The 13350-nt window shown below is 36.8% G+C and carries 8 protein-coding genes; 2 read left to right on the plus strand and 6 right to left on the minus strand.

Going from position 1 to position 13350, the window contains the following annotated elements:
* The first annotated feature begins 159 nt into the window (after positions 1-159).
* Both RM545_RS05860 and RM545_RS05865 read left to right on the plus strand, forming a co-directional pair.
* Entirely contained in the window at positions 160-1212 is a 1053-nt protein-coding gene (locus tag RM545_RS05860; RefSeq protein ID WP_311494385.1) for a glycoside hydrolase family protein, read from the plus strand.
* A complete protein-coding gene (locus RM545_RS05865) occupies positions 1199-4981 on the plus strand; it encodes a glycosyltransferase (RefSeq protein ID WP_311494386.1) in 3783 nt (1260 codons plus the stop codon). The genes RM545_RS05860 and RM545_RS05865 overlap by 14 nt, the downstream gene beginning before the upstream one ends.
* Here RM545_RS05865 and ctlX read toward each other — a convergent pair.
* The 6 genes from ctlX to carA form a co-directional block, all read right to left on the minus strand.
* A complete protein-coding gene (gene ctlX, locus RM545_RS05870) occupies positions 4978-5907 on the minus strand; it encodes a citrulline utilization hydrolase CtlX (protein ID WP_311494387.1) in 930 nt (309 codons plus the stop codon). The genes RM545_RS05865 and ctlX overlap by 4 nt on opposite strands.
* 13 nt (positions 5908-5920) lie before the next feature.
* Positions 5921-6832 (minus strand): dimethylarginine dimethylaminohydrolase family protein, encoded by a 912-nt coding sequence (locus RM545_RS05875; RefSeq protein WP_311494388.1) that lies wholly within the window; start codon positions 6830-6832, stop codon positions 5921-5923.
* A gap of 81 nt (positions 6833-6913) precedes the next feature.
* Complete coding sequence (locus RM545_RS05880) at positions 6914-8197, minus strand: citrate synthase (protein ID WP_311494389.1); 1284 nt, start codon at positions 8195-8197, stop codon at positions 6914-6916.
* Positions 8198-8329: 132 nt separating this feature from the next.
* Positions 8330-9871 carry a glycogen synthase gene (locus RM545_RS05885; protein ID WP_311494390.1) on the minus strand — a complete coding sequence of 514 codons (1542 nt, stop codon included), beginning with the start codon at positions 9869-9871 and terminating at the stop codon, positions 8330-8332.
* Positions 9872-10001: 130 nt separating this feature from the next.
* Positions 10002-11291, minus strand: a complete 1290-nt coding sequence (eno, locus tag RM545_RS05890; protein ID WP_311494391.1) for a phosphopyruvate hydratase — start codon at positions 11289-11291, stop codon at positions 10002-10004.
* A gap of 849 nt (positions 11292-12140) precedes the next feature.
* Positions 12141-13253 (minus strand): glutamine-hydrolyzing carbamoyl-phosphate synthase small subunit, encoded by a 1113-nt coding sequence (gene carA / locus RM545_RS05895; protein WP_311494392.1) that lies wholly within the window; start codon positions 13251-13253, stop codon positions 12141-12143.
* Positions 13254-13350: the final 97 nt, after the last annotated feature.

Genomic DNA, 13350 nt, shown 5'->3' on the forward strand with positions numbered 1-13350 from the left:
CCCTCTGTTTTTGTAAGAGAGACAAAACAAGGTCATGAACTCATAAGGAACGGCAAACCTTTTTATATTAAAGGAGCAGCGGGAGCAGGGTTTTTAGAGGAATTAAAAGCTGCAGGAGGAAATACTATACGTCTATATGATACTATAGATCTAAAAAAAGTGTTAGATCGCGCTGAAGATCTTCAGCTAGCAGTAGTCGCAGATATTCCTTTACCAAAATTCTATAATAATCAAAATTACTGGAGCAGTGATATGAATGGTGTAAAGCAAAGAATTGCAAAAACTGTTTCTCAACATAAAGATCATCCTGCTTTGCTTTATTGGAATCTGGGAAATGAAATAGGATATCCCGAGGTTTACGAATTTTCTGATTTTTTTAAAAATTTTAATGGACTAATTGAAGTTATTCATAAAAATGATCCATTTCATCCTGTCAGCACCGCTTTAATTGCGGGAAGCAGGAGAACGCTTATAAGTATTTCCTTGCGAAGTCCCCAACTGGACTTTGTTTCTCTTAATTCCTTTGGAAGTCTTCGCAATCTTGCTCCAATGCTCGAATCCATATCCTTGTTGTGGGATGGCCCCTATGTGATTTCTGAATGGGGTATAAACGGCCCTTGGGAAGAAGAAGAAACATCTTGGGGAGCACCAATTGAACAAACCAGTACTAAAAAAGCTGAAATCTTGCCGACTCGATACTATTCTGAAGTATTACAGGATAAATCCTGTTTGGGAAGTTTTTATTTCTATTGGGGCACTAAATACGAAAGAACCAACACCTGGTTTAGTTTATTTCAAGAAGATAGCACCCGCTCACAAGTTTTTTATTCTTTAAAGAATGTTTGGAATAATAAAAAGTCTGATTACAAAGGTCCAGAGATTAAGTACGCCTTGCTGAATGATAGAGGTGCTATGGAGAGTATAGTACTAAATTCAGGTAGTACTGCCAAAGCAGAATTATTATTACAGAATCCAGAAGACTCCTTAAATATTCATTGGGTAATAAGAAAAGAAGCATGGGAGAATATTTTGGAGGAAACTTCTGAAATTAAGAATAAATGGAAAGAGCGCTTTGATAGTAAAGCAATTTTTGAAGTACCTAAAGAGGAAGGACCATACAGAATATTTGTTTATGTGAAGGATCGAAATGGAAATCATGCGTCTACAAATATTCCTTTTTATGTCATAAATCCAGTAAATGGGAAAAATTAGAGAACCAAATAAAAAGGAACTTCGGATTATAAAACTTATGATTTTTTTCGGAATTATAAGTATAATTCATTTCGTACTTTATTTTTTTCAACCACAATACAGGGGAAATATTCCTCTTTATATCCTCTTAACCATAACTATACTATATGGTGCTTTTAAGAAATTTTACATGTGGTATAACTACTCAAATATTTCTATTCCAAAAGAAAGAGAAATAGTTACGGATTTTAAAGTTGATATACTCACTACCTATTTTCCCGGTGAACCTTATCAAATGATTATCACTACTTTAGAAGCAATCCTCAATATTTCCTATCCACATGAAACATATTTATGTGATGAAGCTAACGATCCTTATCTTAAAGAGTTTTGTAGAGAACACGGAATTCATCATGTAACCAGGAATAACAGGGTGAATGCAAAGGCTGGAAATATAAATAATGCACTAAATACGGTTGCTAAAGGTGATATCTGCGTCGTACTTGATCCCGATCATATTCCCCATACAGATTTTCTTTATCCTGTATTACCACATTTCGAAGATCCTGATATAGGTTTTGTCCAGGTCGTTCAATCCTACTATAACATTAAAGAGTCACTTGTAGCGAGAGGTGCAGCTGAACAGACTTTTCAGTTCTATGGACCAATAATGATGACCTTGAATGCCTATAAATCTGTAAACGCAATTGGTGCAAATTGCGTTTTCAGGAGAAAAGCGCTCAATAGCATAGGAGGACATGCGCCGGGATTATGTGAAGACATGCATACAGCAATGCTTTTATATTCCAAAAACTGGAGGGCTGTTTACGTGCCTCAAGTACTTGCACAGGGATTGGCCCCCTCAAATCTTACAAATTTCTTTAAACAGCAACTAAAGTGGGCAAGAGGGAGCTTTGATTTACTAAGAAAAGTTTACCCTAAAATTTTTAAAAGACTGACTACCAGACAGAAAATTCATTTCGGTATTTTGCCTTTACACTACCTTGGAGGTTTAATATGCCTTTTTACTTTTTTAATACCTATTCTTTCCTTACTCTTCTCTGTTACTCCTTGGAAAGGTAATATTGTGGACTTTTTCATTATGATATTACCTGTTGTGGTCAGTTCTATATTAATTAGAGTTTACATTCAAAAATGGGTTATAGAAAAAAAAGAAAGGGGCTTTCATATTATAGGAGGACTATTGTACATTAACACCTGGTGGATATATATAGTTGGACTTTTATATACTGTTCTTGACAAGGATGTCCCATATCTTCCCACTCCAAAAGAAGATGAATGGAACACCAATTTAAAAATCGTTATTCCTAACGCTACTATAGCCATCCTCTCTTTATTTTCTATTATTTATGGGCTGCAAAAGGACCTTACACCTTTTTCGATTATCATGGCAGGTTTTGCCTTTTTTAATTTCTGCATAATGTTTTTTGGGATTTATCTTACAATTAGAATTTCAAAATTAAGAAATAAAAAAATCCTTCTTTTAGAGAAAATGTCTGGAATATATAAGCTCTTGAGAGAAAAATTCTACATTCTTGCGAACCTATTATTTTTTCTTAGCAGAAAAATTGCCCTTCCTATTTTACTGATTGTATTACTAATCTCAATGACAGTAAAACATAATAAGGATAATAAAAAATGGAAAAACATGGAGATTTCTTATGTTGACAAAGAACATGACCGTTATCTCGGTATTTTTCATCCCACTTCTGATTCTGGAGTTTCCGATTTGGATACCATAGTAAATATTGAGAATCAAACAAATACTAATTTTGATATTATTTCCTTTTACCTGGCTTGGGGAGACAAAAGCTACAGTGATTTTCCTGGGGATCTGGTAAATTCGATTTATGGGATGAATGCGATCCCGATGATAACATGGGAACCATGGACATCTGATTTTCAGGAATCTGAAGAAATTTCGGCACTTGAAAGAAACCAAAAAGTTTTCAAATATATTGCTGCAGGATATTTTGATGACTACATTAAACAATTTGGGGTAAAACTTGCAGCTTTTGAAAGGCCTGTATTTCTGAGGTTCGCACATGAATTTGATAACCCACAGTATCCTTGGTCAGCAAAGGGAGGAAATACACCCAAAGAATTTATTGTGGCCTGGAGGCATGTGCATGATCTGCTAAAATCGGTAAATGCACATCAGGTAATGATGGTCTGGAATCCATGGCGTTCACAATTATTACAAAAATATTATCCGGGAGATGATTATGTAGATTGGATTGGAATTACTGCCTTGGATTATGGGAAATTAAATAGTACTAAGCAATCTTATTCTTTTAATCAACTTTACCAGCCTTTCCATAGCGAGATAGGCGCTTTTACAAATAAACCTGTAATGCTTGCAGAATTTGGTTCACTCAAAATTAACAAGAATCAGAAAAAATGGAGTCTGGATGCAATTGAAACGATAAATAGCACATATCCAGAAATTTCAGCTATTGTTCTTTTTAATAGTTCTTATGACAAAAATATTCCATTAAATAATTGGTACGACAAAAAACAACTTGATTGGACCACCTCTTCCCTAGCTTCTATAGACCAGAGATTTAAACGTAATCCCCTGGCTCTTAAATCGTCATATTCAGATGCCTCTAACACATTCCCAAATACAAAATCAATAAATCCCCTGACCAATTATGACATTAGAGGAGTGAGATACAAAAAAGGATATACATGGGAGGAAAACTTTTACGCAGCTACAAGGGAAACTATAAGAAAGGATTTTGAGCTTTTAAAGGAGGCTGGATTTAATACAATTCAATTCAGGGGGGGCAATGTTTACAATCACAACCTTCTCACTTATGCTGGCGAATATGGCTTAAATGTGATATATGAGTTCAAAGTTGATAACACCCTTAACTTTATCGTCGATAAGGACCAATTAAAAGATCTTAAAGAGGAAATAATAGCACAGGTTCATCAATTTAAAGAAAATAACACCATTATTGGTTTTACCTTTAGGGATGACCTTGATACTTTTTACGGCAAACCTTTACTTTTCTATCAAAGAAGTGCCTACTATGACTGGTTATCCACGCTGGCACAAGAAATCAAGTTAATTGATCCAGAAAAATCTTTGAATATAGATATGGCGTGGAGCAAAACGGCAGCTTACAACATTAGAGAATTATATATTCAATCTCCATTCGATTCTTTTGGAATCAGAATTTCTGACTCTACAGGTATGAGCAATTATCAAACTTTCGCACAACAGAATCAGACGCCGGTATATATAAGTTCTGTTACTCCAGAAGTACTTTCGCAATTTCCTATCGCATTAAAGAACTATAATTTTATCCTTCAGAATTACCAGAATGAAAGACAAAGCGATTACATCACTTTTGATGGCATAGTTGATTTTGATGGTAACAAAAAACGTACTCTGGAAGAACTTGAAAAACATTGGAAATCTAATGAAGTTGTTGATTCCGACATTATCGTAAGAATTCTACGTCCTTCAGAACCTCTTCTTGCCAATCAATCTTCTGTTTTCCATCCCGTATTGTTCAAAAACGACCAGTGGACGTATCCTTCAGAAATGAATAGTAATTATAATTTTAAATGGCATCTTATAAAAAACGATCGCTACGGAAATCCAATTGCTATTAATCAAATTGGCAAGGAAGCCACTCTTGAGCTTGAAATTCCCGAAAATTACAAGGAGTACGAATTACTTCTCACCTTGTATGATACAGAAAAAAGATATAGCTTAAGCTCAAGGTCGCAGTTGCACACCCCTTCACCCGACTAATTTGTCTTCGGAAGGAAAATTTCGGCCATCATACAACGGGCACTACCGCCGCCGCAGGTTTCAATCATATGTAAATCACTGCTCAAAATTTCGCAGTGTTTTTCAATTTTGGTTATCTGTTCTTTAGTGAGGCTTCCATGCGCCTTTGCACTCATCACCAGGTACTTTTTATCAAAAGCCCCCTGCACCTGCAGCATGTTTCCTGCAAACTCGTGCATTTGTGCTTCAGAAATGGCAATTATCTCCTTCCCGTCCTGCTTAAGGTGTTTTAGTACATTTTTTCGTTCTTTCGCATCATCAATCGTATCCAGACAGATCACTGCAAATTCTTCAGCTAAACACATCATCACATTGGTGTGATAAATAGGTTTTCTCTTGCCGTCCACACTCTGGTTTGCTGTAAAAATAACCGGAGTAAATTCAAAATCCTCACAAAACTCAATAAGCAAATCTTCATCTGCCCGGGGAGAGATCGCGCAGTAAGCCTTTTGGTTTACCCTGTCCAGCAGCATACTTCCCGTGCCTTCCAGGAAAAGATCATCCTCTTCAGCAGCAGTATAATCTACGATATTGTTGATTTTAAAGCCTGCTTCTTCCAGCCGTGCAAAATATTCCAAACGGCGCTCCTTGCGTCGGTTTGGAGCAAACATTGGATAGAGAGCGATATTTCCATTCTCATGAAAAGAAACCCAGTTATTCGGAAAAATCGAATCTGGTGTATCTTCTTCAATTACATCATCTACCACAATTGTTTTAACGCCAACAGCATTTAATTTCTTTACAAAATCATCAAATTCCTGCTGGGCCTGTTTATTTACATCGGCATTTTTTATATCTTCCTGGAAATAATTGTTCACGGCTGTTTGCTCATTCATCCTGAATGCCACAGGCCTTACCATTAAAAGCGTGTCTGTTATTTGTCTCATAGTCGTAAAAATTTTAATCCCTTATTAAGGGTAACGTAGAACAGCGCAACAGTCCTTCCTGTTTAGAAATTTCAGCATAAGGAACTTCTTCTACAGTAATGTTATTCTCCCTGAGCCAGTTGTTTAGCCTGCTAAAATTTCTTTCTGAAATTACCACATCTTCAGATATGGAGAAAACATTGGAGTACATGTGGTACATCTCATCCCGCGTGATCTCGAATATATTTTTACTTCCGAAGAGGTTTACCAGCCATTTATACTCCTTTTCATCAAGAAATCCGCCTTTATAGATAATGGCCTTGTCTTTGCCTACCTGCTGAAAACAGCAATCCAGGTGCAGTGCGTTCTCCCGGGCTTCTGTATTGGATTTCTTCAGGTTAAACGGAACCACTTTCTTTTTCGGAAAAATATCCCGCAACGCATCTACCGCGTGCTTGTTTGTTCTTGCTGTGATATAATTTTTATAATCTTCGCCGGTGTAAGTGCCAACCAGAATATAGTCACCAAAAGGCATCACGTCACCCCCTTCTATATGCGCATTTTCAGGTAATTCTATTATTTTTTCTGAGGGTATCTGGTTCATTATATGACTAATGGCTTCGATTTCCTGCTCCCTATCGGGTAATATATTGGCAGTTACAAATTTGTCCTCAATAACAAAAGCAATATCCCGGGCAAAAATTTGATTATAGTTCTCAATAACTTTAGGCCTATAGACTTTCACATCGTACTTTTTCAATACAGCGGCAACAGATTCTATTTCGTTGATCATATCCTCCTCTTTAGGATAAGTTCCCGCTTTTATATGTTCAATGGACTTAGGATCATAAGCTTTAGAAACTTCCGGAATACCACCCGTACTTTCTGCCGTTCCCAAGATCACAGCCCTTAATCGACCGGTTTCATTATTAATATTTAAGTGCATCCTGCAATTTTTTGCAAATATAAAAAAAGCCTCATGCAGAGATGAAGCTTTTTTCGGAAATTAATAATGTGAAATATAGAATTACCTGTTATCTAAATTTTTAAATTCTCTAAGTCCTTCACCAATATAAATCTGACGTGGACGTCCAATTGGTTCTTTCATTAACCTCATTTCTCTCCATTGCGCAATCCAGCCTGGCAAACGTCCAAGAGCAAACATGACCGTAAACATCTCTACAGGAATTCCAAGTGCACGATAGATTATTCCGGAATAGAAATCTACATTAGGATATAATTTTCTTTTTACGAAATAGTCATCTTCCAAAGCTTCTTTTTCCAGGCCTTTGGCGATATCCAAAACAGGATCATCGATTCCTAACTGACCAAGAACTTCATCTGCTGACTTTTTAATAATTTTAGCGCGTGGATCAAAGTTCTTATAAACCCTGTGTCCAAAGCCCATTAACCTGAAAGGATCTTCTTTATCCTTGGCCTTAGCCATGAATTTTTTAGTATCCCCACCGTCTTCTTTAATTTTCTCAAGCATTTCTATAACCGCCTGATTGGCACCTCCATGTAAAGGTCCCCAAAGGGCAGAAATACCTGCTGAAATGGAAGCAAAAAGACCGGCATGAGAAGACCCAACCATTCTTACCGTTGAAGTAGAACAGTTCTGCTCATGATCTGCATGCAAAATAAGAAGCTTATCCAAAGCATTAATGACAGCTTTGTCTACGCTATACTTCTTCCCGGGTTTTTCAAACATCATTTTATGCAGATTCTCTACATAACCAAGAGAGTCATCACCATAATTAAGAGGATCACTTTTCTTCTTTCTTAAAGTCCAGGCTGCCAATACAGGAAATTTTCCGAGAATTTTAACTATAGCTTTGTACATATCTGCTTCTGAAGAAACATCTACAGAAGAAGGGTTAAAAGCGATTAATGCACTGGTAAGAGAAGAAAGCACTCCCATTGGATGTGCCGATTTTGGAAAACCATCCAAAATCTTTTTCATTTCTTCATCTACTTCAGATTCTTCTTTTATATCGGAATAGAATTTGTCAAGCTGTTCTTTAGTAGGAAGCTCACCGAAAATTAATAAGTAAGCTACTTCAAGAAAATCAGCTTTTTCAGCAAGATCTTCAATAGCGTATCCACGGTATCTCAAAACTCCTTTCTCCCCATCCAGGAAGGTGATTGCACTTTCGCAACTTCCGGTATTTTTAAATCCCCGGTCCAAAGTAATAATACCAGCTTGAGAACGCAGAGTTTTTATATCTACTCCTATTTCATTTTCGGTGCCTTTGACAACCGGAAACTCATATTTTTTTCCTTGATATTCTAATGACGCTTTATCTGACATTTTGATTGTTTCTGATTAGACTTACTATAGTTGCGAAATTAAGAAAAATTAACAAGTATATCAATTGATAATTTGTGTTTAAGGTATAATTAACAGGGGGTAGAGCGGTTTAAATGTTATTATTTTTATTCTTTAAGAATTTATAGAGTACAGATGTTTATAATAATCGTCTACTGATTTTTTCCACGTAAACTTTTGCTTTTTGGCATTGCTGCAAATCTTTTTCCATTCTTTTTTATCAGTGAAAAACAAATCTACTGTTTCAGAAAAAACCTGTACAAAATTCTGCTTCTTTTCCTCGAGTGTATCTCCGCTAAAACTAAAACCTGTTTTCCTATGAACTACTGTATCCTTTAAGCCACCTGTTTCATGGACTAAACAGGGCTGGCCATTCCTCATGGCTAACATCTGGCTAATGCCACAAGGTTCGAAAAGGCTCGGCATCAAATAAAGATCTGATTCCTGATAAAGCATATCGATAATGCTTTCTGATTGCGCATTAATGAAAATAAAATTCTTATGCTCATAGCTGGCAGCTCTGAAAATAGATTCATATTCTGGTGCGCCGGTCCCTAAGAGAATAAAAACACCGTTGTTCTCATTTAGCTTCTTCATAAGTTTTGGCAGAAGGCCTGGATCCTGATGAAAAAAATAAAATTTCTGTTCGGTAAGACGGGCGACACTGGTACAAATAAAAGCTGGATTATCTTGTTGAAACCTTGTAAGCTTTTCTCCTGTATGAGCCAGATAATGCGCTTTATAATCTTTCTTTTCTTCCTGTAACCACCTGAACAACCTACGGATGCATTGCCTGAAAAGAATTCCTTTTTCAACTTTATTAATATTAGAATAATTTGCTCCGTTTAGAATACCAAATAACCGGCCTTCGTTATTAGCCTGCTTCAGTTCTTCTTCAAGTCCTTCACCACCTATAAACTCAGGCGGAGCACTGGGTTTAAGAATGTCTTCTTTATAAGATGGGGAAACGGTGTGCACGGCATCGGCAAAACGAATTCCTATAGCCATTAAGTTTATACAGTCCCGGAACCTGTGATCCTGCAATTCTTCGTAATTAAGTTCCAGGTCTGGAAACCAGTTCTCGACAGAAGAATAGCTTCCGGAAAAAGGACGAATGCCCTGAATAGCAAGATTATGTATTGTGTAGACAAAACGGATCTCCTTAAGCGACTGGTAAGCAGGGTGAAACCTTCTAAGAAAAAGAACGAGACTGGAATGCCAGTCATGCAAATGCACAACATCCAGTTTACCAAACGCCCCACTTTTTATAGCTTCAGCTACTGCTGTACAAAAAATAATAAACTTAATAGCGTCGGTAAAGAAAGGCTCAGTTAAATCATTGTGATAGATATGGGCAATGTCACCCGCTTTTATATCGGGATGATGAATTACGTAATGGTGAATATTTTCAAATTCAGTTTTTGGTTGAACTTTATATAAATCGGCACTATATGGTTCCCCTCTTAGGTTAAAATTTAACTGACTTATGAAAGTACCCTGTTCGTGCAGGCGTGAATAAGAAGGTGTTATGACATGAGCTGTATCCCCCCTCTCAGCAATCTGCCGGGGAACATCACGAACTACATCTCCCATTCCACCCGCTTTACACTTAGCAATAGCATCATTTTCTGCAGCTACAAATAGAAATTTATTCATAAAAAGTTATAAGTTGGTTAGAACTATAAGTTAATTATTTATTTACTAAAATTCCGCTAACGAATTGGTAAATATCATAAAAAAACCCCTCAATTATTGAGGGGTTTTGAATAATTTATGATCTAAAAAATTATTTTAACTTAAAAGCTTTTTCAGCAGGATAATAAGCCGTATCCCCAAGCTCTTCTTCTATTCTAATTAGCTGATTGTATTTGGCCATACGGTCGCTACGTGAAGCAGAACCTGTTTTAATCTGTCCTGTATTTAAAGCAACGGCAAGATCTGCAATGGTATTATCTTCAGTTTCACCTGAACGGTGAGACATTACAGAAGTATAACCTGCATTGTGAGCCATGTTTACTGCCGCAATAGTTTCGGTTAAAGTCCCAATCTGGTTTACTTTAATAAGAATGGAATTAGCGATTTTTTCATCGATTCCACGTGAAAGCCTTTCAACATTGGTTACGAATAAATCGTCTCCTACAAGTTGTACTTTGTCTCCAATTTTTTCGGTTAAAGCTTTCCAGCCCTCCCAGTCGTTCTCATCCATTCCATCTTCAATAGAAATGATTGGATATTTTGAAGATAGTTCAGCTAGATAGTCTGCCTGTTCCTGGCTGCTTCTTATTTTTCCTGAATCTCCTTCAAATTTCTTATAATCATATTTTCCGTTCTCATAGAATTCAGCAGCAGCACAATCCAGAGCGATCATAACGTCGTCTCCGCCTTTATAACCTGCATTTTCTATAGCTTTAAGGATAGTATCCAAAGCATCTTCAGTTCCGTCTAAAGTTGGTGCAAAACCACCTTCGTCCCCAACAGCAGTACTTAAACCACGGTCATGTAATACTTTCTTCAGATTATGAAAAATTTCCGTACCCATTTTTAAAGCATGAGAGAAATCTTTAGCCTTTACCGGCATTACCATAAATTCCTGAAAAGCAATTGGAGCATCACTATGTGAACCACCGTTGATAATGTTCATCATAGGTACAGGAAGCGTGTTTGCGCTCACCCCACCAACATAACGATATAACGGAAGACCCAGCTCGTTCGCTGCGGCCTTGGCCACGGCAAGAGAAACACCAAGAATGGCATTCGCTCCCAGCTGTGATTTATTTGGCGTACCGTCTAAATCGATCATTGCCTGGTCGATCTGATTTTGTTGAAAAACCGAATAGCCCAATAATTTTTCTGAAATAGTCTTATTTACATTTTCTACTGCCTTGGTCACGCCCTTTCCCATAAAGTCACTCCCACCATCACGAAGCTCTACAGCCTCATGTTCACCTGTTGAAGCACCTGAAGGTACGGCAGCCCTTCCTAAAATTCCATTTTCTGTAATTACATCCACCTCTACCGTAGGATTTCCCCTAGAGTCAAAAATCTGACGTGCATGAATATCTACTATAACACTCATAGTCTGTTTAATTAGTTAATTGATTAATGCGCAATATACAAAGAAGCCCCTAAAATTGCGAGGAATAAGCTTAGTTTTAAGGCTTTTATAAGATAAAATTCACTCAATCGTTTTCTGAAATTGCCCAAAAAAGATTTTAGGAAAAAAACGGTTAATTTTAAATTTCTGAAGTTGATTTTTTAATTAAGTAGCTGCCGAATTTGAAATTTTCATTTTTTTCCAAAGACCTAAAACCTTCCAGGAGTGTAGAGTTTAGATGCACTACGTTTTAATAGTCACGGGTGCCCTTTTTTCTTTTTTCAGATTTAAAAGGTTTAAAAAACCTTGCAGTATTTTTCAATTTTTTTTGATAGCCGAGTTCTTAAGGTCAATAATTGCAAAAAAGCAAGGTCCCCATTATTCCGGTGAAAAGTGATAAAACCTTTAAATTGAAGCAAACAGATCCGCCTGAAAAAATTCAGAAATTATATGACAAACTGAAGTTTTTGAGAGTACAGCTTCATATTTTTGGTGTAAGACAAAGCTGAAAAGCAATCTGGAGAACGAAAAACTCGAAATCGAGCCTAAATCACTAATAATCAAGCGATCAATGATTGTTTTTTCTTCTGAAAGTGATTTTTGGATGTGTTTTTACTTACCTGAAACTGAAAATCGCCATTTTTAGCTCTACGGTTCTTACAAAAGTAAAATAAGAAATAAGTGATAGGCTGAAAATGGCAATTATCGACCTTATTTCTTTCTGAAGGATCAAGTTTAAGACATCCATTCTTTCCCCAGATAATTAGCAAAAAAGCAGAAGCCCGAAAACATCAATTTTCGGGCTTCTATATATAGTGTAAAAAAGATTAATTAAACATTTACCGGCTGCAGACGATCCAGAAATTCATCAAAAAGGTAGTGGGCATCATTTGGACCCGGACTTGCCTCCGGATGATATTGTACGGAGAAGCAATTCTTGTTTTTCATCTTTAATCCGGCTACCGTGTGATCATTTAGATGCGTATGGGTAACTTCCACATCATGATGACTTTCTGCTTCTTCTTTATTCACAGAGAATCCGTGGTTTTGAGACGTCATTTCCCCTTTTCCGGTCTGCAGGTTTAAAATTGGATGATTTATACCCCTGTGCCCGTGATGCATTTTATAAGTACTTATTCCGTTTGCAAGGGCAATAATCTGGTGACCAAGACAAATTCCCATTAAAGGTCTATCCTCTTCCATAATGTCTTTTGCCACTTGAATTGCGTTTTCGAGTGGCGCAGGATCACCAGGACCATTTGACAGTAAATAACCATCTGGCTCCCACTCCTTCATTGCGCTATAGCTGGTATCATAAGGGAAGACCTTGCAATAGACGTCGCGATTAGCCAGGTGCTTTAGAATACTTCTTTTTACTCCCACATCCAAAACCGCTACTTTATGTTTAGCATCTTTATTTCCGAAGAAATACGGCTCTTTAGTGGACACTTTTGATGCCAGCTCTAAACCATTCATATCAGGAACATCGGCAAGTTGCTTTTTAAGTCCTTCTATATTATCAACATCGGAAGAAATAATAGCATTCATTGCACCATTTTTCCGGATGTACGTAACGAGAGCACGGGTATCCACATCTGAAATCGCAAAAAGATCACTTTTCTTCAGAAAAGCCTGAAGGGACATATCTGCTGCCGGTCTTGAATGAAAGTAGCTGAAGTTTTTACAAATAAGTCCCGAAATTTGGGCTGTATCGGCTTCTTCTTCATTTTCATTAGTGCCATAATTCCCGATATGGGCATTTGTGGTCACCATAATTTGTCCGAAATAAGAAGGATCTGTAAATATTTCCTGATAACCAGTCATTCCTGTATTAAAACAGACTTCACCAAAGGCAGTACCTCCTTTGTCTCCAACAAGTTTGCCATGAAAAATTGTACCATCTGCAAGTAATACAATTGCTTTTTTCTTAGTTTGATATTTCATAGGTAAAAAAAACTTCAGTTAATTTCGCTTATTACTTATTATTTAATTAATGTATATAAAAAAAAGGATAAACTCACAGAGCTTATCCTTTTTTCTA

The organism is Autumnicola lenta (genome assembly GCF_031846515.1).
Lineage (GTDB): Bacteria > Bacteroidota > Bacteroidia > Flavobacteriales > Flavobacteriaceae > Autumnicola > Autumnicola lenta.